This is a genomic window from Burkholderia sp. AU45388 (genome assembly GCF_030481585.1).
In the GTDB taxonomy this organism is placed as follows: domain Bacteria; phylum Pseudomonadota; class Gammaproteobacteria; order Burkholderiales; family Burkholderiaceae; genus Burkholderia; species Burkholderia sola.
Genome location: NZ_JAUJPV010000015.1, coordinates 1 through 21,561, shown reverse-complemented (window position 1 = coordinate 21,561; position 21,561 = coordinate 1). Strand labels below are relative to the sequence as shown.

The following is a 21,561-nucleotide window of genomic DNA, read 5'->3' as shown; positions in this document are numbered from 1 at the left end:
TCGCAGCAGGTGGACGGCATCTCGATCGCCCGTGCGGCGCGCGGCGCGTCACGCGCACGTCCGTGCCCGGGGCGCCGTAGTGGGTTGCAGCGTGCGCTCCTTGAGCGCCTTCCAGGTGGGCCCATAGAGCGCTAAATGGCTGGGGGTGAGGCGAAGCCTGGCCGTCCGCGCCGCTGGCTTAGCACGGGCCGCGCGGCCCTGGCGAGCCTCGCCGGGACCGCCGGTCCCGCCGACGGCGAGGCTCATGCGCCCCCTCCGAGGCCGGCGTGACGCCTTTCGAACAGCTGCTCGGGCTGATCTGCCGCCGGCGCCGGCTCGCCGATGCCGGCGCGCCGCGCGACGGCTTGGGCGATGGCATGCGCGCGGACCATGGCGGTCATGTCGGGGTGATCGTCGGCCTCCTCGGTGGCGTCGCCGACGAGCGGCACCGGGCCGAGATCTCGACCGGTTCGCACCGCGTCGATCAGCCGCGAGAAGTCGCGCTCGCTCGACAGGAAGGCGCAGTGGTCGACCCCGTAGGCGTTGGTCACCGACCAGCCGCCGGCCTCGGGCGCGTGCCACAAGGTGTAGCCCTCGAAGTCGATCGAGGCGCCGGGCCCGGACGCCTCGTTCGCCGCGCGCTGACGGAGCGCGGCCGCGCTCGGCAGCCGTGCCTCGAGGCGGGCCTGGATGTCCCGCCGCGCCTGCTGGCGGCCGTCCCACTTGCGCCGGGCCGCGACAATCCAGTCCGTCAGTTCGGCGACGTCGCGTGCCTCGGGCACGTCGTCAAAGAATCGTAGCCGGAATGCCGGATAGTGCTCGGCAAGCCCGCAGATGACATCCACGGCGTCGTCGATGGCCGCTTCGTCCTGCCGATAGAAGGCGCCGTCAAAGTCGGCCCGCACGATCAGGCAGGCCCGCACGAACGCCGGCCCGCCGGCCCCCTGGGCGCCCAGCGCGAAGCGGGCCTCCTCGCCTTCGGCGAAGCCCGCCTCGTAGGCCGCGAGCAGCGCGGGGAATGCACGCACGTGGCCGCTGGCCGCCGCCAGGTCCTGGCCGGCAAGCGCGTCGTGCCGACCGGCCTGGCGCGCGTGGGCCCGGGCCGCGATCGGCACCTTCTCGTGCCTGATCGGCGGCGCCCCCCAGCCGCCGCGCTCGGCGGTGTGATAGACGTCGGCCGCGAGCGCGTGATTGACCAGCAGGCGATCGCGCACCACGCGCCGGGCGAAGGCCGGCGCCATGGCTTGGGCCGCGGCCAGACTCGGCACGGGTGGGCTCACGCGTCCCAGGTAGTGGACCGCGAAGTCGCTGGCGGCATTGCGCTCGACCCAGGCCATCAATCCTTCCACCCGCGCGAATGCGCCGTGGGGGCCATTGGGTTGCCAGCGTGGGACGGGCGTCGGCGGATCGACGTCGATCGGTGTGGGCGGAACCAGGCGAAAGTCGGACATCGTGACTCCAGAATCGGCATCGCGGCGGGGCGTGGTTCGGCCGACGCGTGTCAGGCGCCGTGGGCGCCCTCGGCTGGCGTCGTGCGCATCAGCTCCAGCACGTAATCGGTCATCGTCAGGGCGATCGCCGAGGCCTGTTCGAAGCTGACGATGCCGCGCGTCTCGTGGCCGCGGGTGCGATCGCCGACCTTCAGTTCGACGGACTGCGACCCGAGCGCCAGGATGCGGGTCACGGTGTAGTACGGCGCGTCCCCTTCCCTGTCGTGGTAGATCGCGATCTGCGCCTGCGACGCGCCGATCTGCGCGTACCACTTGTCGGCATCGGCCGCGCCGGCGGTCCAGGTAACGCTTCCCACCTGGCGCGTGGCCCATGCAAACCCACTGGCCCACGCCAAGGCCGCTTCGGCGCTGGCAAACCCGCTCTGTCGAACGAACAGCTCGTAGCAGTGCGGATGCTCGACGCGTGCGCTGTAGGCGGGCGCCTCGTCCGCGCCGATGCCGAGGCTTTCCGTGAGGGTGACCCCCGCCATTGCGCCGCTCACGACGCCACGGAGCTCTGTCCGGGTGCGCGAACGCATCGCGAACCACCGATGGCCGGCAAAGTGGAGGTGCTCGTGCGGGGTGGCGGCCGCTAGCGCGGCCAGGGTCGTGGGAGGCTCCGTCATGTGGGTGTCCCGTGGCATATCAAGGGGTCAAAGGGGCTCGGCCGCGAGGTCGAGCGCGGGTTGGAGGCAGGCCCGCCGGGTGTGCGGATCGTGCCCATAACGCTCATCCGGCTCGCCCGTTGCCTTGCAGCCAGCGTTGGCGCCGATCGGCCGGCGAATTCGGGCGAAGGGTCAGCGTCCCGGGCCACGCGGCCAGCGCCGCGCGCAGGTCGGCCTCGAGATCCGCGGACGGGCCGCCGCGCGCCAGCTCCACCAGCTCGAAGTCACCCAGGCGTTGCAGGCCGATGCGCGTGAGGCGCCAGGTCTGGATGACGGGGCGCATTGGGTTCGCCGCGGTCGGCACGCTCGAATTCGGGTGGTTCACGGGGGGCATCAGTGGCGCGCGGCCGGGTAGACGAAATCGGCCTCGGGCGTGAAGGCGTAGCGCGTCGGGTCGTTGTCGAACAGCACGTAGCCTTCGATGCCGCGCTCGCGCAGCGCCTGCGCGGCGCGCCGGGTGCTGGCCAGTGAGAATGCCTCAAGTTCGGCAGGGTCGACGGCCTTGCCGCTCGACACGGTGCCCAGGCCGGTCATCAGGACGGTCATGGGATCGTCGGAGCCGACCTTTCGGCCGAAGATTTTGTACTTCAAGACGCAGTTCCTCGCGGCCCGCGGCCAGTGTGGTGAGTGATACGGAAACCGTAGTGACCCGAACGATCGAGGGGTCTGCCAAGGTCGGGGCGGCGCCCAGGCCGTCACGGTAATCCTCCCGTCCAGTAAGCGGGATCCGAAGTAGAATTTCCAGCAAAGGGAGTTCTATGCAATGAAGAAGTCGAAGTTCACGGATAGCCAGATCATGGGTGTGCTCAAGCGCGCTGAAGCTAGCGTAGCGGTGCCAAAGATTTGCCGGGAGCTGGGCGTCAGCACGGCGACGTTCTACATTCTCGGACATACAATCCTCCGTACATACAGGAAATTAACAAAATCTCTGCTGTACGCAAAATCGAGGCATGGTCACTCTGTCCACAACTCCGATTGTGGAAACGACCGGTCGTTCATGTCCGTCTCCCGAAATCATGGCATTCGTCATCGAACGCCCCTAGACGGTACTGGTATCGCGCTTACGATAGCAGATCCGAGGTCGGGACAGTAGGCGCCCGCCTTGCCGTGACCGCCGACGTCAAGGGGTATTGGCTAATCAGCGTTCGATTGACCTTCGCGGATTCATGCCGTCGGTGTCTTTTAACACGTCGACCAGTCGTTCGAATTCTGCATAGAAGGCTGCGAGTGTTGCCTCATCGCCGAGCGTCCCACTGCTTAAGAGCTCCATGCGCAGTTTTTCGCCGAGATCGGCCAAGGCATCGCCGCCCAACAATTTACTTGCCCCCCCGATGCGATGAATGCGATCGGCCGCAGCGACCGCGTCTCCATCCCTTACCGCTGCCCGAAGGTGGTCGAGATCCGCGGCGGTCTCGGTCAGAAATCCCTTGATCAACGTCGGATAACTATCGCCCCACTCCGGTGATGCGGTCAGGATGTGTGGGCGAGTTGCGAGAGTCGATGCATTTCTACAAGCGGCACCCAGCCAATGCGCAAGCTGCTCATGCAGCACGGTCAGGGTCGTCGGCTTGACGAGCAGGCCGTCCATGCCAGCTTCCAAGCATCGGATCGCTTCGTCCGGCATCGCGCTGGCGGTCCAGGCGAGAATGGGGACGTGCCGCCGCCCGCATGTTCGGGCGCGGATGTGTTTCGCCAACGTATAGCCGTCCATTTCCGGCATTGCGCAGTCGCTGATGACCAGACTGATATCGGTATTGTCCAGCACGCTCAGCGCTTCCATGCCGCTGGACACAACGACGGCGGAATACCCGAGTCGCTCCAGCTGTGCCCGAATTGCTTGGCGATTGATCGGATGATCTTCCACGACCAGGATGCGCGCCGGATGATTTTCCTTCGACGGCAGAGCCGCAATCGACAGAGCGGGTTTCGAGATGAGCAGCACATCGAGGCAGAGTGCTTCAACAGCGGTAGACATCAAGGGATTTCGGCTTAGCAGACGCATTCCGTCGGGGGCAATTTCATAGCCCAACGGGCTAGGCTCCTCTGTGATCACGATCATCGGCGCGTCGAAATCGATCTCATCGAGCTGGCATTCGTCGACAAAGCACACGTCCGCAGGTTCGTGGCGCAGCGAGAGGACAATACCGAGCGGTGTCAGGAGTTCGCGCAGCGCCATTGCCTGAGCCTCGTCCGGCAAATCGATGCGAGCGCGCTTGCCGGCCAGCGGCGTCGATCGAACAAGGCGGTGAACGGGCAGTTCGAAAGCGACGATGACGCGTGTCCCGATGCCCGGCGTACTTTCGATGGAAATGGCTCCGCCCATCAGCTCAACCAGGCGCTTGCAAATGGTCAACCCCAATCCGGTGCCACCGAACCGGCGAGCAATCGACGTATCGGCCTGTACGAAAGGCTCGAACAGATGTCGCTGCTGCATGGCGGTCATGCCGATGCCCGTGTCGTGTACCGTTAATCTGACATGCTGACGTGCATGCCGACAGTCGATGACATCAACGTGAACGCCAATCTCGCCGTATTCGGTGAACTTGGTCGCGTTGCTCAGCAGATTGAGGAGAATCTGGCGAAGACGCGCGCCGTCAATTTCTAGTTCGGCCGCAAGGCGGGCACTCACGACATTGCGAACCAGGAGCCCCTTGTCGTGGGCCAACGCGGCGGCTATGCCGCTGACGCTGTCGAGCAGCGCCCGCAGATTTGTTGGCTCTGCGACGATCTCCATTTGTCCAGCGTCGATTTTGGAAAAATCGAGAATGTCGTCGAGAATCTGCATCAAAGCCTTCGCTGATTCGCCGATCATGTGAAGCATGCGCTGTTGCCTGGCATTCAACGGCTCATCGCGCAGCAGCTCGAGCATGCTGATTACCCCATTCATTGGGGTACGTATCTCGTGACTCATGGTGGCCAGAAAGCTCGATTTGCATGCCGCGGCGGCTTCGGCCTCATCCTTGGCACTGGCCAATTCCTGAGCCTGTGCCTTGGCATCGGTGATGTCCGACCAGAGGCCGCTCCAGAATATCGTGCGATCTTCTTCGGCTTGAGGCGTCGCTTCCGTGTGAATCCAGCGTTCGCGGTCGTGAGCAAGGCAACGGAAATCGATGGAGATAGGCTCGAGTGTCCGCGCCGAATGTTCGATCGCTGCCTGAACGTGCGAGCGATCCCCGGGATGTACACGAGAGAGCACTTCATACGTATTGCCTTCCATCACCGCCGCATCCAGATCCCACATCGCATCGGTATTGCCCCCCACGTACGGAAAACTGAACTTGCCGTCCGGTGAGCGCCGCAGTTCGAATACGACGGCCGGGAGGTGGGTGGTCACCCGTCTCAGACGTTGATCGAGGACCTGAGCGCGCTGCTCTGCTTCGCGAATGGTCGTGACGTCAACCAGCGCGACGAGCGTGCCGCCCGGTTTTCCGCTGGCCAGCTGAAAAGGATGCATCCAGTAAAGCCAGGATCGCCGGTTCCGTTGATCGTCGAGTAAGGTCACTTCCGCATGGTGGGGGTGCCGTTGTTGCTGGACCTTCATGCTCATCGCGTGGATCTGCGTACGCAATGCGGGCTCCAGCGGTGCAGCTTCCGGCGCGGTTTTCCCGATCAACGATTGCCGTTTCACGGAGAATGCGATTTCATAGGCCCGATTGATCGCGATATACCGGTGGGTGCTGTCTTTCGCCGCCAGCGGATATGGCAGCGATTCCATCAACGCTTCGCGAAAGCTCAACTGATCGGCCAGATCCTGCTCAACGGCCAGTCGCTGCCGAACTTCATGACGCAGCCGGATATATGCCACGATGATGACGGCAAGTACCAACCCGACGATCAATATCGTGAGCGCGACGACTTTCCAGAATGTCTTCCACGGCAAGCCGGTGGAATGGCCAGGCCAGAGCCAGGTGCTTCGAATGCGTCGTTGCTCTTTTCCCGGGATCGCCGCAATGGCCCGGTCGATCAGCGGCATCAATCTGGCGTAGCGTCGATTGACGGCAATGCTGAGCGTGCTGTTGACATTGGCGGGCGCTGCGATCTTGAGCGCCCCGTCGAAATAGTTTCGTACGTTGAAATCCACAATCGCAGCGTTGCCGATATATGCGTCGGCCTGGCCTTCCGCTACCGCTTTCATGGCCAGGAAGGCGTTTCTGGCCACGACGACCCGGGCGTCTGGCATCTGACGCCGCACCACGGAGGGGAGTTCGCTGGAATCGGAAATCATGACTTGACGGCCCGCGAGGTCTTCGATCCCTTGAGGCGAGGCCGATGGGCGAGTCACGATGACGTCCGGCAGCGTGATGAGGGGACGGCTGTCCTGCAAGACCGGATCTCGCTGCGTGTGCGTATTGACCGGGGCGACGACATCCAGCTGACCCGATCGGGCGAGAGACAAGGCTTCCTCCCAGGAACTCGTCTTCACCAGTGCAAAGCGCACACCCAACGATCTCGAGATGTTTTTCAGATAATCCGCGACGATGCCGCTAGCTTGGCCGTTGGCGTCGATGTAGGCAATCGGTGCCCAATCGGGATCGATACCGAGCTTCAAAGGGGGCAGCGAGGCTAGCCAGAGACGCTCGTCCGGGGACAGTGACAAACCATCGCTCGCATCCGCGAGCGGATCTGGGCGCGGGGAAGTGTGCAGGAGATGCGACCGTTCTCTCGACGGTGGCACCGTTGGACTTTCCTGTCGGGGGTGTATCCGCTGCAGACTCGAGTTTTCTGCCTGGTTCGCACCAACGTCCTTGAACAGGACGGTTGACAGGGCCACGATCGCCATTGCGCGCCACTGTTGAGTACCGCGCCCAAAAACACGTCTCAAAATAAACGCTCCGCGAGAGATGGACCGCAACGCAGCGATTGCAGGCCATGCATGCATTTCTGCTTCGGATGAATCCACTGCCTGCTTTTTTCGAACGCCGCAGACCTGTCGCGGCCGTGTTCGGCGCGGTTGCGTTAGCCATTGAGGCCGAGATTGACAACGTACTCGTAGAGTTCGGCGTCACTTTTGAGACCGAGCTTGCGCTTTGCCGACATCTTGGCCCAGCTGACAGTCTTGATCGTGCGATGTAACATCCGACCGACTTCCGCCGGCGATTTACCGATAGCCAGCAGGCGCAGCACTTCCAGTTCTCGCGCCGTCAGGCGTGCTGCGGTCTGGCTTTCCGTCGAGCTGAGTCCAATTTCTGCCAGTTCGCGTTGCAGCCTGATGCTGATATAGACGGCGCCGCTCATGGCGGCATGAATGGCCGCAAACAATTCGTTCTTTTTCGCCCCCTTTTCCACGATGCCAAGCACGCCGGTATTCAGCGTCGCACGCAACAGACCGGCATTCGCGATATTGGTCAGCACAATGACCGGCAGCATGGCGTATTCGCGCCGAATCGCCGCCAACATTGCCAAGCCGTCCGCATGTCCGGTGCCCGGCATCGAAAAATCGGTAATCAGAACGTCGCACGTAACGCGGGCCAGGATCGACATGAGCTCACCGGAATGGCTCGCTTCGCCGGTGACCTTCATGCCGCCCTGTTCCAAGAGGAGACGGCAGCCGAGCAATACGATCGGATGATCGTCCGCAATTACAACGCGCCAAACCATTCCGCGATCCTTAATCAAGATAGGAGTCGCAGAGAATACCAAGGGATTGGTAGTTACGGATGAGCTACGCGAAAAATAGGACACGGCCTATTAAATAGGACGGCAAAATAGGACATGGCCTATGGCGACAGGCTTGTTTTTTTCTTAAAATTTCGTAGACGTTTATTGCATTCAAAATGCCTAAGCAATTTTATCGGCCTTTGGACATGTCGGCTGAGGGATGTGGCAGGTATGCGTGGTGCAAGGAAATATTTTTCGGGCACTGAGTGTTGCGGCAAATTATTGGGATGTCGATCTCGAGGGTATTGGTCAACCAACGGCGCTGTCACGTTGGCGGATGTGGTCGCTAAGATGGAGCGATGAAACCGAAAGCGCTCTACCACGGCCATCGATTCCCCGCAGCGATCATCAGCCAGGCGGTCCGCTGGTATTTCCGCTTCCAGTTGAGCCTACGCGACATTGAGGAACTGCTATTCGAGCCCGGCGGATCGTCAGCTACGAGACGATCCGCCGGCGGTACGACAAATTTGGCGCCGACTTCGCCCGACGGGTCAAGGCTGTGCAACGAACGCCTTGCCCCACCCGACATGCAGACGAGATGTTCGTGAATCTGCGTGGCGAGCGCTGGCTGCTGTGGGGGGGGCGGACGACGAACACGGTGCCGAGCTGGTATCCTGCCGCAGAAGCGGCGCCACGAGGCCGCAGCGCAGCACTTTTCCCAGTGTGCGTACCGTTTTTTCGGCACCGCGTGAGATCGTCACCGATCAGTTATGCAGCTACCCGGCTGCCAAGGCCGGCATCCCGGAGCTCGCCAACGTCAAGCACGTGTTCATGACGGCCGCTGCCGGCGTGCACAACCGCGCCGAGAACAGCCATCAGCCGACCCGCGAACGCGAGCGACGCATGCGAGGATTTCGCGACCCAAAGCGCACTCAGGCTTTCCTCGCCAGCTGCGGGCTGATCCGCCAGCACTTCGCCCTGAAGCGGCATCTGCTGCGTGCTTCGCCTTATCGCCAACATCTTGCCGTACGCTTCTCGATGTAACTTGAATTGACCGAGATCACCCAGAATCCGTCTGCCGCATGAAATACGCAGGTCGCGCTCGCGCCCCTTTTTGAACATACTCCGCTAACGTAACAGCGCCATTCGGTGTAGTTTCAATGACCTGGATTCGTTAGAATTAAATGAATATTAGAGATGACGAAATAGTCGAGAGTTGGCTCACCGCTGAAGAGGGCGATTACGAAGGCCTCTGTGAGCAGCTGCGAACCATTGCGACGCAAGCGCAAGGAATCGCCGACGAGATCGGGGGTGGCGCTGACCGGTTGGGGGCCGATCTGTCGGACGCTCGGAAACGCACGGATGGCTCGTTCCAGAAGGCATATGACGCGATGACCGCTTACGCGATCGCAGCGCGGCAGATATCGATTGAGGCTGAGATTCGTGCGACCACGTTTATGGCGATGCAACCGCTTTCGGACGATAGAGCGGGCAAGAGGAAGGCCGCCGGCTACGCGATCTTGTTAGGTAATGCTCTCGCGGAACTCGTCAAGTATCAACGCCGGGCAGTTGACCTGTCGATCACCTATGGAAGCAACTCGCGAGACGATGCGGAACACGGAGGCAAATCAGCTCGCGGAAAGAACCGGGCTACTAAGTGATCCATAACGCATTGCGGCTCACGGCGCACGGTGCCGCCCACTACTGAAACGATCGCAGCGCGATCTGCTGTACGTGGAAACGAGGCGGGGCCAGCCCGGCATCAAGCCAGGGAAATCAGACGACAGGCGTCAGAATAGAGCGGCCACGTCGGGTGGTTCCCATCGACGCGTCCTCCAACCGGCAAACCGCCTACTCCTTAATCAGGAAGCGATCCCGATCTTTTGCTTTCTTGATCCACTCCGGCGGCCGACCCCGGCCGGACCATGTTGCGCCGGACTTCGGATCGAGATACTTGGGTTGAAAGCGAACTCTTGCCGTTCCTGCACGCTGTCGACCGAAGATATCCCGTTCGGTCATCCCATATTCAACCACCTTCGCACGTACCTCGTCGAGCGCGGCCTGGAATTCCTTCAGGCGCGCCGCTTCCGTTTGTTCAGCGAGGGCGTCCATCTGTGCCTTCAGCTCTTGGTATGTTGCCATCTTCTGCTCTCCTAAATATTTAACCTAACCGTGCCTTTCTTCCTCATTTCAGTCAGAGTACCGTCGGGGCACGCCTTGTCCATATCGGGTATGGACACCCGCCAATCATTTCAAGTTCCATACGACCAGCCGCGCACGATATTTTGCGTTTTCCTAGCGCATACGACGCCCCCGCGTCGATATCCTGCAGCGCGTTGACGGTGCGAGCCAGGGTGGTCTTGCGGAGTCCGACAGACCGATGATCGACACAACCTCGCCCTGGCTGATCCGCAGCGAGACGTCGTGCAGCACCGGCCGCTCGCCGAACCGCTTCGAGACGCCATCGATCGAGACCAGTACCGGCGTATTGGGCAGGATCGTCCGGCGTGGCGGCATGTCGAGCCTAGCCGGGCGCGGCGCCTCGGGTTCCTTTTCTGGCATTATCACTCGCTCAGGCCCCCGGGGCGTTCGGCGCCACTCCCCCGCTGCCGATCCGAGCGGCCGGTGTTCGAAACCGCTTCACAGTGCCGCGACGAACGCCGTTGCCAGGCCGGCGCTCATGATGATAGTCAAAATGATCGCGGCCGTGGCGCCGATGCCAATGGCGGCGCCGGCGGTCTTTGCCGTGCTGAAGGTTTTCAGCTTGATCTCCTCGATATCCGCCACGTTAGTCTCAACAATACCGCCGGCGGGATCGGCGGATTTGCCGGAAATTCGCTCGCCATCGATAGCGACGACCGTGAGGTCGTGTGTCGTTGCGTCTTTCAGCCTGATTTGCAGTCTATCGCCCACGGCAACGGAATCCGGTTTGCCATGCTGCAGCGGCATTGGCTGCAGGGTTGTGCAGCCGGATAAACCATGGGCCAATATCAAAACCCATGCAAACCTGAAAATTTTTTTCATGTCGCCTCGAGCGCTTGCTGTCGGGTATTTCGAGCCGGGACGCCATGCGTGTGACGATGGCGTTTCAGGAAGACGCATAGCAACTTACCGAGGAATTTCTTATTTTCGGATGAATATATTCTCATAGAAATCCTGTTCAATACTGGTTTGATCGCCATTTTTTCGACCATCCCATCAATATTTATCGAGTACGGCAATTGAATGGCACGGGATTCGGATTGGCGCCAAAATGGATCACCGCAGTTTTAAAAATAAATCGACACCACCGGTCGCGCCGACGGGATAAGCGGCGACTTGCTTTCCGGGATGAATTGGGAAAATTTCTACCCTTTTTCAGAAATGGGCCTATGTGTCTCCCTGTCATGAAGGAGGGATGGGGCCCGACAGAGTGGGGCACAGCAGTCCGATCGATCCGACTGCGACCTACGAACTCGAAATCAACGTGCCATCCCAGCTGCCGAAGTCATCTAGAACATGTTCCACATCGTCGCCAAGTGCAAGCGCGAAGTAATCGATTATCATCGAGACACAAAATTGGCTGCGCCGACCAACATCGCCGGGGTTTTTAGTGCGTCATCGCCATTTGCGACAGCGGACGCCACGAGAGACGCACTCAACAGCACAAACTCCGAAGTCGCGTACCCTAATTTTTGCGCGGCCCGCTCCACAAAGTGATAATCGCTGAGATACATATCTAGCACCAGCACCTTGCTTTCACCCCAATCACCCGTCATCGCTCCCCCCGTTCAGACGTCAAGATTTCCGGCCCGTGGCGTTCCGGACTATATCTCAGTGAGGATATTGACTGGCACTAAGCGCGTCCATAAGAAATGTCTCAAAAGAAACGCAATGTTTGTGCGGGGCGAACAGAGGTGCAACGTCCCAGGAAGCCGCAGCGCATGTCCGTCTCGCCCGTCGCAAGCCAGATGCAGGTGCCGGTCGGCAACGTGATCACTTCAGGAATGCCTCCGCGCGTTCGGCAGACAGCCCACGACCGACGCCGGGAACCGATGACCGCGATACAGCGATTTTGTCTATTCAATGCATGACACCCTACCGGTCCACATCGCTAACGTGACGACGCCCTCTGGAGGTCAGCCATGTATAAAGCATGGTTCGCCAACCAAGCTTCCACCGCATCGATAAAGGACCGGCAATCTGCTTCCAAGACACACTTCGATTGCGCAATCGTCGCGGACCACTCCTCCAAAAGACGTACCAAGTCACCCCTGTCGAGAATCATCAGGGCACCTTGGATCCGGTGCAATCGTTCCCGCACTTGGGTCACATGGCCTGCCTGCACCATCAGGCGAAGTTCTTCCCTGTCGCGAATCCACGATTCGACAAACAATCCCAGAAGCCGTTCGACACCGGGGGCCGCGGACTTCACTTGATGAGCGCCTCCCACTCTCAGCAAACTCTCTAGCACCTGGGAAAGATCGCCCAATGACGAAGGTTTGGTGATGAGCGCATCGAACGAGGAGCTTGTCCCGCCCACCGCCATCGCATCAGCCGTGCACAAGACGACTGGCCACAACTTTCCCTCCGCGCGCAAACTCGCCAATAGATCCGCCCCGCTCTTGCCTGGCAGATTCAAATCGGTGATGACGAGATCGTATGACCCAGTCAGGCAACACCGAAGGCCATCCTCGGCCGTGAAGGCGACATCAACACGCCCAATGCCGAGCGCCCGCAATTGATCGCTCATCAATTGCGCACTCACCCTGTCGTCCTCGACAATTAGAATGCTTACGTCACCCCAAGCGCCACTCGCGACCTTGTCCGAAACGTCCGAGCCCTTCCGGCTATCTTCGTCCACGTTGGAAGTCACCATCTTGATCGCGTCGCGAAGCAGCTGACCACTGTAGGCACTGATGACGACGGCGTGGCCTGTCATGATCGGGACAAGCGGTCCGTCCAGCGCGATGGTGATCCGGCGACAAGTAGCGACCGACTCGGCCGGCCTGGCCGGGTCGAGCCAGTCGCGCGCATCGATGCATACGATCGACTCATGCGCTTCAGACCTGTCGCTCCTCACTCGGCTCCTCGGATACCACACGGCAAGCTGGGCAAGCAGCTGCTCACGCCAACTGGGAATATTGCAATTCACCACGAAGTCGATGTCTCGGCCAGCTTCGCCTTCTACGACTTCTGTCGAATCGCGACGAAGTGGCAGCACGACGGTGAAGATCGATCCGACGCCGATCTCACTCTCAGCGGTAATATCACCGCCCATTCGTCCGGCGATTTTCTGGCACAGAGACAGGCCGAGCCCAGTACCTGCGCGAGAACTGTTCAAGCTGCTCGAGCCTTGAAAATAAGGCACGAAAATCTTATCGAGCTCATCCTCGGGAATACCCCTACCGGAATCGGCGACGCATAGCCGAACTCGGCCGTCTCCAGTCAAACCGAGTGAAACCGTAATCGCACCGTGAAAAGTAAACTTGATCGCATTTCCGATGAGGTTGGTTGCTATTTGCGTAAACCTGTTCGCATCGCAAATCCACGTGCCCCGCACCTCAGGCTCAATCAGACAAAGGAGTCGCACGCCATTTTTCTGTGCCTCAACCGCAAACGTCCGGCTTGCCTGTTCGATGAGTTGATCGACGCGTATAGGCTGCTCCTGCAGCAGGAACTCGCCCGCCTCAATCCGAGACAGGTCCAGCACACCGTTGATCAGTGAAAGTAGCGAACCGAACGAGTCCTGCGCGATCAACAAGCGTGAGCGCTGTTCTTGCGTCAAACCCATCCGGGACAGCAACTCAAGGTTACCCAATGCGCCATGCAACGGTGTCCTGATTTCATGGCTCATCGTCGCCAGAAATATTCCCTTCTCGTGGCTTTCGGCCTGGGCGCGCGCTCGAGATTCTCGCAACCGTCGTTCGATTTCCTTTCTTTTGGCCAAATCGACCATCCCGACTACGAACACGTCCTCCCCATGGTACTTTGCGGGTGCATAGGCAACCTCGAGGTCGGGCTCCATCTCGAACCGCTGGACCGTACCGGCGCGCGCCGTAATGCCGGCATGATATCGGACTAGTGCGCCAGCACGTGCAAGGATGTTGTCCGTACTGGAGCCATCCTCGGCATTACTGATAAATGAACTTTGAAGGCCCTGAGCTTCCACATTCCTCAACAGGATAGCCCCGTTCTCTTTGGCAACGACGGCCAGACTCACCGGCGCGACCTGGATGATGGACCGACTGAACGCCTCGCTTTCAAAAAGGCTGCGCAATCGCTCCCTAGACGGTCGAATCACCCCGCGATTAATCCAGAATGCACCACCAATGACTATTCCACATCCAGTCAGCGTAGCAAGAACAACAAGCAGCAGATGCCATCTGATCGCGCCCAGAAGATCACCCCAGGTATACGCGTATACCGCCACCCACTGTGGCCCAGGGACTCGTTGAAAAACAAAGAAGCTCCCCTCGCGCCAGATGCGTTGAGGCCGCTCATTCGCGACTCGATATATCCACGGTGTTCTCGATATAATTTGTGCCCAATGCGCTTCCTGGGGGTTCGTTTCATCGATGCCCAACAGCCGCTGCAACGCGCACGAGACGACAAAAAAATGCGGATCGCCATCATTGTGCAGAAAAGTTTGATTGAATCGATTGCATGGAATTGCCAACACGATCGTTGCCTTTCGTTGTTCGCCGTCGTAGACCGACGTCGCGAAATACGTCGTCATCATCGCATTGACTGGATCCTTGGCGCCGGTCACCCATAAAACTTTGTCCCGGATACCTTTCATGTCATCGTGACGCATCTCATCTTCGACAACCGACACACGATTTTCAATAAAATTTTCCGCGGCTCTGCCGGAGTTCAGTCGGGCAACTTCATCGTGTCCAAGTGGCGGAAGCGTGGCCAGAAACCGCTTGTCTGGCGTATAGATAAATCCCTGCGACAGTGCGAGCGAACGATCTGGACGGGAAAGCGAAAAAGTCGATGCGTATCGTGCCAAATCGATCAGCTTGGCCAAGCGACCGGCGTCCTCAGGAGAGTTCAGGGTCGATACGACCGAGAACGACGGAATTGCTGCCGACCCCAGCACGGTCTGGGCCGGTTCGTTTTCTCTGGGCAACCCGACCTTTCGTGCGTGCGTGCCACTTAGCTCCACGTATTCGGTTGCGATCTGATACGTCACGACTAACTGGCGGATGCGAGCCTCGCGCTTGTCGACTTCCTCCTTCAATGCCTCTCTCTGCGCGGAAAATCGCTGGGAAAATTCCCCGTGCTGGTGAGATATCAGGAGCTCAGTCACGCCTGCGGCACATACGAGGATCAGGCATGTCAGCGTTATTGTCGCGACAATAAGTAAACGCCTTGAAAACGTCAGCCTGAATGGAGCGTACGCCTGCTCAGCCACACATTCTTGTTGGCCTGAACTTTCCGATACTTCATCTGCATCGCCACGCGATGGCCCCATCACCTGAAATGCTCCGTATAGATGCGGTAAAGGTCCGCATCTGACCTCGCCCCGAGCTTGTGCATCGCCTTCATCTTTTGATGGCTTATCGTCTTGATACTGCGATTCATATGCATCGCAATTTCAGTGACCGACATCCCACGCCCTAGCATCCGAAATACTTCAAGCTCGCGCTCGCTGAGCGATTCGACGGAGGCCTGCGTCGCCCGTCCGGCTTCGAGCAGTTCAGCTGCCACGGCCGGATCGACGAACGTCTGCCCAGCATGCACGCTGCGGATTATTGCTGGTAGGCGAGTGAAATCCTGGCTTGACTTCCTTAGAAAGCCCTCAACTCCAGTACTCATGACGCGCGAAACAAGCACGGCGATATCCTGATGAGCTGTCAGCACGATGATCGACACATCCCGATGGCTACGTTTTAACCGCTTGAACAGCGCCACGCCGTCCGGCTGCTGATCACCATTGAATGAATAGTCGCAAATCAGGACATCGCAGGGCTGCTGCTGCAATAGCAGCAGCAGCCCTGAAATCGTCGAAGTGACGCCTGCCACATTGATATCCATCTCGGCCGACAGGATCGACTCAACGCCGGCAGAAACCACCGGATGGTCGTCGGCCACGATAACATTGATGCAGCGATGAGCGGCGCTACCATCAGTGGAAGCATTCATCACTATTTCCCCCAAAATGGCTGCCCGCCGTGTCCGGATGATCTGGCGTTGAGCCCATGGTGCCAGGGAAGATCCCGTCTATCGAGCCCACCATGTAATGGCGCGCTCCAGCTGTATTTTTCCTGATGCCTCGCCTGCATCGCAGAATTTTACTGTATAAAAACGTCTCAGTTCATCACCCGAGAAACGATGGCTTGAGAGATTGCGACAGCGGCAAGCAAGCCTGCACCCATTCCAGGACCACTCACAGCCACCGCACTTCGATCACGCCCGGGAGGCCGCCTTGCCTACTTCGACTTGCATCTTCGTGCATTCTTCACCCTCTCGCAGTTCGAATTCGCGACGCGAATCAGCATCGCAAGTCAACCCCTTCGTTTTCCCCGGCGAACGTAGTATGCCGTCGGCTCCCCGTATGGACCATACTTTTCCTTGCACCTTACACCACTCACGGTATGACCCTGCCTCGTTTCCACGTACAGCAGATCACGTAACGATCATCGCCTCCTCGTAATCGAGAGGGATTAGACATCCTATCGAAGGGTGCAGACGCCCTCGATCCAATCGTCGATATCCAGACGGGCCTGCACTCGCGTTCCGTAGCGGACCTGGTAGATTCTCTCGACTTTCAGGGTCTTGAAGAAGTTCTCCATCGGGTCGTTGTCCCACGTATTGGCACGGCGACTCATCGAGTTACCTTGAGAACCCAGCGGCCAGCTTTCGGTAGGCCCAGCTTGCATATTATGCGCCTCTGTCGGGGTGTAGTAGCAGTCCCGGCGCCAGTTTGCCTTGTCAGCACGCGCTGCGCGGTGTGAGGCAAACCAACTCGGCATCGATGCGTTCGCATATTGACCAGCACACGACGCGTCGGCTCGCCAGATCGAGTATCGCCGCGAGATACAGCCAGCCTTCGCTCGTCCTAACAAACGTGATGTTGCTCACCAGGCACGATCAGGCTACCAGCCGTTGAAACGACGATCGAGCAGGTTTGGCGCTCCGGGCAGGTGTGACCCAATAAGAGCGCCTGTAGACCGGGCGCAAGCCCTGACGCCGCAAGCTACGTCGCACGCGCGCCTCGCTCACCGTGCGCCGCTGCGCTCGCAATTGCCGCACGATGCGGGGGGCCGGCCATACTGCCACGATGCTTGCAGTGAATCGCTGCGACCTCCCCATCGAGGGCCGCGTTCGCTTGCGCCCTCGCGCTCGGTGGACGAACGCGCCACGGGCACCCCGAGCCTGGGCGCCGCTTCATGCTGCAAGGCTGTTTCGGCAAGCCCGATGGCCTCAGCCTGAACTCGTTCGTGTATCGTCTTTTCGCCACCGACTTCTCCGACATGCAATCCTCCGTACGGACAGGAAATTAACAAAATCCCTGCTGTACGCGAAATCGATGCATGGTCAGGAAAGATACCCCGGGTCGTACTTGCCGTCAAAATGCTTCTGGACTGCTATATCTTTTGATCATGTCCAACCTGTCGCCACCGCAGCGTCGATCAATATGACTGTTGACGTCATCCCCACAACCCACCGACTGAGACACGCACGTTTATTGAATCGATCTCACCACATCATGTTTCGCACGGCATCCACCAGATCAACATCGGTTTTCACGCCGAATTTTCGCATCGCGCTGGCTTTTTGCGTGCTGATCGTTTTTCTGCTACGATTGAGCCTTACCGCGATCTCGCCTACCGCCATTCCCTGCTCGAACAATCGCACCACATCCAGCTCGCGCGGCGACAATATGCCTGTCTTCATATTTGCGCTCGAACCGTCGCCCGAGTCACAAAGAATTTCTCCGGCGATATCGGGATCCACATATGTTTTCCCGCGCATGATCCGCTCGACGATCCTCGGCAAATAAAGAGATTCTTCGCTGGACTTCACCACAAATGCAGATACCCCTTTCCTCATTGCCCTGTGGATGAACAATCGATCCTTAGTTTCGGTCAGAAGGATAATTTTCACGCTAGGATAGTTTCTTCGAATTCTTTCGATCATCCTCATTCCATCCGGAACCGGGTCGCCGTTGAACGAATAATCGCAGATCAGCACATCACACTGGCAGTTCGCCAACAGCGAGATCATCTCGGATAATGAGCTAGTTTCGGCAATGATATGCATGCCTTCCACGCATCCAAATATGTAACGTATACCCTGCAGGATCATCGGATAGGAATCGGCGACCACAATGTTTATTTTCTTACCAGAAAATCCAAAAACACTCCCACTAGCAGGAGGGTCGATACACGCAATATCGGAAAATTTTTTTTGACCAGATACGCCAATCAAAAACACCTCCATACAAAAACAGCAAATACTGCTCACCCTCCTTGCAATTCAGCAAGATGGCCACAAATATGTCGCATTGCTCGATGCGACACGAATCTGCCGTGACCGACCTCCCAATCTTCCTGCACTTGGTTGATTTATAATCAATTTATTTCCTTTTGAACGATGTCGCCCCCCCTATGTCGGTCCGTCGATGGTCGATTCGATCGGCCACAAAAATCAGGGATCACCGACCACGAAACGACTCACACACTACCGCCTGGACTCTGCCTGCGATACTAGAAAATTCTCATTCTGAAGGGAGCACCAATTCCGCAGAATGTCCTCTTACAGAGCATTCGGTGGAGCAATCGCACGAACCACACACCTCCTTAACAAGGCCTGGATCGAACGATCGTGGCAGGGCAGTCAGCGCGCGTTCACGATCACGGTGAGATCAGACGTGTTTGCTGATTCAAAAAGAAGTCTCGCGACGCCACTGCACTCGGGGGCGCGATGGCGGGTGCACGATCGCGTGCTGCATCGTGCCAATACGCAAACTCAGCATCGGTCATCCCGACCTCCTCGGCTATGCTTCCCGTCGAGGCAGGAGGTGACACTTGGCGCCGATGGCTGAGGTGAGCGTGCGGCGTCACGGCAGGCACACGTGTGCGCGTCGGCCGATGTCCCGGCGACATGTCGGCATGCGCCTGCCCGTCGGACGGTACCTCACTCCGTGCATGCTTCGACGCGTGTGTCTGCGGCGGGAGCGATTTCGAAGCCTCGATCTTCGAAGCATCGACCGTCAAAGTTAGCACGCGCTTCGCTCCCGACGACATACCGGCGACACGCGCCACTGGCACACCGACAACTCGCGCTGACGTGGTCGAAACGACCGCCTCCGAAGTAGCGACGTGATAAGCCGTATCCGACGACGCTGCGTTGCGGCGGGTGTCAACCATATGTGTCGCGAACATGCAGAAAGCTGCGAACGCAAGACTGGCCAGCAGCGTCCGTCCCAGTCGGCGACGCGGTGGCCCAGCCTTCAGCCACGTGCGCTTCTCGGAACCCAAATCGACCGCATGCGCCTTCGCCTCTCGCTCGCCCGGCCCGCTCGCCACACGCAGATCGAACACACTCGGTCCGGGCCGGCAGCTCTTCACAAACGGCATGCGTCGCCGGCCATACGGCGGCGGCACATTCGTAAACGGACGTGCGAGAGGTAGTGCGTAGTGACCGGTGATGTCCTGCATGCGCATAATGTCGACAACGATTTCCGGCACCCGATGTGCCGGTCCATGCTCCCTCGATGTCAAAGACCGGATCGAGTATCCCGTCGAACCCGATCCAGGTAAATCCGCCGAGGACCGAACCGGAACATGCCACCATCAGCCGATTCTTATCATTCCGCGAGTATCACTGCACGATGGTCACGTGCTCGAGCAGCGGGTCGACGAACGCGGCAATGGCGCGTCGCTTTGCTCGCTTCCAGTGCCCGTCGCAGCACGAGCTTGGCCTTCTCGGACATGGAAATGACGGGAGAACACTTTTCATCGAGCTTCAAGACCGCATAGGCGTGCCGCCCCGGATCGGCTCACGGACCGAGCCCGGCTGCATCGCCATGCTCGCTTATCGCGACCAAGGCCGAAATGAGATGGGTTTGAATGACAGTACTCCGAAAATGGGAATACGCGATGATCACGATAGTTGTCAGCTCCATTACGATGCAGTGGGCTGAACAGCGGAACGCCCGTCAACGACGGGCCCGTGGCGCGGAACGGGTTTCCCCGTTCCGCGACCGCATTACCACTGATACGATGCCCCCACGCCGACCGTATTGCCACCGCTCGACAGACCGACGCCGGCCTTCATCTTCAGGTTCTGCGTGACGCGGGCTTCTCCTCCGAACGCCACTGCCTGATAGCCCTTGTAGGTTGCACCGCCGATACCGAACGACAGCGTCTTGCCCGGGTCGACGCCAGGAATCATCGTCAACGCCGTGGCCGCCGCAATGCCGGAATACGCATTGCGCGACACATCGTTGATCCGGCCTTGCAGACCGCCGACCGCACGGTCGAGCTGCCCCTTGGTCGCCGCATCCGACTCGTTCACGCCATCCGCGATGTGCACGATCCGGCGATTTCCGTTGTCCGTACCGTCACCAAACGAGACCGTACCGTTCTCGTTCGCGACGGAGCCCGTACCGATCGCCACGCTATTGTCACCGTGCGCTTTCGAACCCTGGCCTAGCGCCGTGCTATTCTCGCCACGAGCGGACGAGTCCTGGCCGATCGCAGTGCTATTAGTCGCATGCGCGTCCGATCCGGCACCAATCGCCGTACCATTCGTCGCCTCCACCGTCGAATTGGCACCGATCGCCGTCGCGTTGTCCACGCCGTTGTTGATCGTCGCACCCGAGCCAATCACCACGTTGTTGCTGCCATCGCCCGGATTGCTCGGCGTCACTGGCAGACCGTCGCCCCCCGAACCATTGACCAAGTCTGCGCCAGCCGTCGTGTCACGTACGTAGTTCTTAGACGCCCGGTCAGCATCGCCGCCATCGGTTTCGAGCTTGGTCACGCGGCCGTCCACGCTGTCCAGTCGATTCTCGAAATCGCTTCGCAACGACGAAAATTGACCGTAGTTGACCGCGTCGTACTGGTTATTACCGTCGGCGACGTTGGTCAGGATCACCGGCGCTGCCGACGGGCCGCCCAGCGTGATCGACCCGTAGTTCGGGTTACCGTGCGAATCAAGGTCGTAGCGTACCGCCAGCGAGTCCGTCGCGCCGTACGCCGCCGCAGCCTGAACTGCCTCGGACACCGACGAATATTTGTGACCGCTCACCTCGATCGCCTTGACGGCAACCTGCCCGTTTTCATCGACCGTCGTGTCCCCGCCGATTGCGTTGGCCACGCTCTGGGCGGTACCGTGCAACTGCGATCCGTTCACCGCATCGAGACTTCCGCCCGTGACTGCGCCGTTCGCGACGTTATGCAGACCGACCGGCGTGCCGGTAGCACCCAGCGTGATCGAGGTCCGATTCGGCGAACCATCGTCGTTGCGATCGTAAATCACGGTCGCGAACGCTTGACCGGTTGTCGGATCAATCAGACCGCTATCCGAAAGCGTGTCCTTCAGCTTCGAGATGTCGCCCGTATTGGTCGTAACGCGGCCGTCGAGGTTGCCGATCGCCTCGCCGATGCTGTGCACCGTCACATCTCCCCCCGCCAGTGAGTAGCTCGGCGCAGAGATCGTACCGTCCTCGCCGACCGCGGCGCCGCCGCCGAGCGCGTTGGCCACGCTTTGCGCCGTGCCGTGCAATTGCGAGCCGTTCACCGCGTCCGTGCTCGTCGCGCTCACGTCCCCTGCGGCGAGCTTCTTCAACTTCGTACCATTTTCACCGGCCAGCGTGATCGAGCCTTTTGCCT

General features: G+C 59.6%; 15 protein-coding genes and 3 pseudogenes. 3 read left to right on the top strand and 15 right to left on the bottom strand.

The window, feature by feature from the left end:
• Positions 1 to 242: 242 nt before the first annotated feature.
• The 4 genes from QZM72_RS22350 to QZM72_RS22335 form a co-directional block, all read right to left on the bottom strand.
• Positions 243 to 1,430, bottom strand: a complete 1,188-nt coding sequence (locus QZM72_RS22350; RefSeq protein WP_301739237.1) for a hypothetical protein — start codon at positions 1,428 to 1,430, stop codon at positions 243 to 245.
• A gap of 50 nt (positions 1,431 to 1,480) precedes the next feature.
• Entirely contained in the window at positions 1,481 to 2,095 is a 615-nt protein-coding gene (locus tag QZM72_RS22345) for a hypothetical protein (protein WP_301739236.1), read from the bottom strand.
• A gap of 103 nt (positions 2,096 to 2,198) precedes the next feature.
• Entirely contained in the window at positions 2,199 to 2,459 is a 261-nt protein-coding gene (locus QZM72_RS22340; protein ID WP_301739235.1) for a hypothetical protein, read from the bottom strand.
• Between the two features lie 8 nt (positions 2,460 to 2,467).
• A complete protein-coding gene (locus QZM72_RS22335) occupies positions 2,468 to 2,725 on the bottom strand; it encodes a hypothetical protein (RefSeq protein ID WP_301739234.1) in 258 nt (85 codons plus the stop codon).
• A gap of 172 nt (positions 2,726 to 2,897) precedes the next feature.
• Between QZM72_RS22335 and QZM72_RS22330 the strand changes: the two are divergent.
• Positions 2,898 to 3,014 (top strand): annotated as a pseudogene (locus tag QZM72_RS22330) (transposase); the annotation flags it as partial.
• A gap of 258 nt (positions 3,015 to 3,272) precedes the next feature.
• On the opposite strand, the gene QZM72_RS22325 reads toward QZM72_RS22330, so the two are convergent.
• Both QZM72_RS22325 and QZM72_RS22320 read right to left on the bottom strand, forming a co-directional pair.
• Complete coding sequence (locus QZM72_RS22325; protein ID WP_301739233.1) at positions 3,273 to 6,914, bottom strand: ATP-binding protein; 3,642 nt, start codon at positions 6,912 to 6,914, stop codon at positions 3,273 to 3,275.
• Positions 6,915 to 7,090: 176 nt separating this feature from the next.
• The gene (locus QZM72_RS22320; protein WP_217195772.1) at positions 7,091 to 7,732 is read right to left on the bottom strand and encodes a response regulator transcription factor; all 642 of its coding nucleotides are present in this window, start codon (positions 7,730 to 7,732) and stop codon (positions 7,091 to 7,093) included.
• Between the two features lie 359 nt (positions 7,733 to 8,091).
• Between QZM72_RS22320 and QZM72_RS22315 the strand changes: the two are divergent.
• Positions 8,092 to 8,776, top strand: a pseudogene (locus tag QZM72_RS22315) (transposase).
• Positions 8,777 to 8,916: 140 nt separating this feature from the next.
• The gene (locus QZM72_RS22310) at positions 8,917 to 9,393 is read left to right on the top strand and encodes a hypothetical protein (protein ID WP_301739232.1); all 477 of its coding nucleotides are present in this window, start codon (positions 8,917 to 8,919) and stop codon (positions 9,391 to 9,393) included.
• A gap of 190 nt (positions 9,394 to 9,583) precedes the next feature.
• Here the strand turns inward: QZM72_RS22310 and QZM72_RS22305 are convergent, their stop codons facing one another.
• The 9 genes and pseudogenes from QZM72_RS22305 to QZM72_RS22265 form a co-directional block, all read right to left on the bottom strand.
• Entirely contained in the window at positions 9,584 to 9,874 is a 291-nt protein-coding gene (locus tag QZM72_RS22305) for an H-NS family nucleoid-associated regulatory protein (protein ID WP_217195769.1), read from the bottom strand.
• Positions 9,875 to 10,027: 153 nt separating this feature from the next.
• Positions 10,028 to 10,294 carry a hypothetical protein gene (locus QZM72_RS22300; protein ID WP_301739231.1) on the bottom strand — a complete coding sequence of 89 codons (267 nt, stop codon included), beginning with the start codon at positions 10,292 to 10,294 and terminating at the stop codon, positions 10,028 to 10,030.
• 78 nt (positions 10,295 to 10,372) lie between these two features.
• Positions 10,373 to 10,756, bottom strand: a complete 384-nt coding sequence (locus QZM72_RS22295; RefSeq protein ID WP_301739230.1) for a hypothetical protein — start codon at positions 10,754 to 10,756, stop codon at positions 10,373 to 10,375.
• A gap of 518 nt (positions 10,757 to 11,274) precedes the next feature.
• Entirely contained in the window at positions 11,275 to 11,490 is a 216-nt protein-coding gene (locus tag QZM72_RS22290; RefSeq protein WP_186144422.1) for a hypothetical protein, read from the bottom strand.
• Positions 11,491 to 11,825: 335 nt separating this feature from the next.
• On the bottom strand, positions 11,826 to 14,957 hold the full coding sequence (locus QZM72_RS22285; RefSeq protein WP_301739229.1) for an ATP-binding protein: 3,132 nt from the start codon (positions 14,955 to 14,957) through the stop codon (positions 11,826 to 11,828).
• Between the two features lie 233 nt (positions 14,958 to 15,190).
• Positions 15,191 to 15,862: a response regulator transcription factor gene (locus QZM72_RS22280; protein ID WP_301739228.1), complete on the bottom strand. Its 672-nt coding sequence runs from the start codon at positions 15,860 to 15,862 to the stop codon at positions 15,191 to 15,193.
• 483 nt (positions 15,863 to 16,345) lie between these two features.
• Positions 16,346 to 17,093: pseudogene (locus QZM72_RS22275) on the bottom strand (IS3 family transposase); the annotation flags it as partial.
• Positions 17,094 to 17,419: 326 nt separating this feature from the next.
• Complete coding sequence (locus QZM72_RS22270; RefSeq protein ID WP_301739227.1) at positions 17,420 to 18,163, bottom strand: response regulator transcription factor; 744 nt, start codon at positions 18,161 to 18,163, stop codon at positions 17,420 to 17,422.
• A gap of 1,770 nt (positions 18,164 to 19,933) precedes the next feature.
• Positions 19,934 to 21,561, bottom strand: a 1,628-nt coding sequence (locus QZM72_RS22265; RefSeq protein ID WP_301739226.1) for a YadA family autotransporter adhesin, incomplete at its 5' end; no start/stop codon positions are given.

Coding starts and splice junctions, on each gene's coding strand:
- QZM72_RS22350 (WP_301739237.1), bottom strand. CDS start 1,430: ATGTCCGACTTTCGCCTGGTTCCGCCCACACCGATCGACGTCGATCCG.
- QZM72_RS22345 (WP_301739236.1), bottom strand. CDS start 2,095: ATGACGGAGCCTCCCACGACCCTGGCCGCGCTAGCGGCCGCCACCCCG.
- QZM72_RS22325 (WP_301739233.1), bottom strand. CDS start 6,914: ATGGCGATCGTGGCCCTGTCAACCGTCCTGTTCAAGGACGTTGGTGCG.
- QZM72_RS22320 (WP_217195772.1), bottom strand. CDS start 7,732: ATGGTTTGGCGCGTTGTAATTGCGGACGATCATCCGATCGTATTGCTC.
- QZM72_RS22310 (WP_301739232.1), top strand. CDS start 8,917: ATGAATATTAGAGATGACGAAATAGTCGAGAGTTGGCTCACCGCTGAA.
- QZM72_RS22305 (WP_217195769.1), bottom strand. CDS start 9,874: ATGGCAACATACCAAGAGCTGAAGGCACAGATGGACGCCCTCGCTGAA.
- QZM72_RS22300 (WP_301739231.1), bottom strand. CDS start 10,294: ATGCCAGAAAAGGAACCCGAGGCGCCGCGCCCGGCTAGGCTCGACATG.
- QZM72_RS22295 (WP_301739230.1), bottom strand. CDS start 10,756: ATGAAAAAAATTTTCAGGTTTGCATGGGTTTTGATATTGGCCCATGGT.
- QZM72_RS22290 (WP_186144422.1), bottom strand. CDS start 11,490: ATGACGGGTGATTGGGGTGAAAGCAAGGTGCTGGTGCTAGATATGTAT.
- QZM72_RS22280 (WP_301739228.1), bottom strand. CDS start 15,862: ATGAATGCTTCCACTGATGGTAGCGCCGCTCATCGCTGCATCAATGTT.
- QZM72_RS22270 (WP_301739227.1), bottom strand. CDS start 18,163: ATGGAGGTGTTTTTGATTGGCGTATCTGGTCAAAAAAAATTTTCCGAT.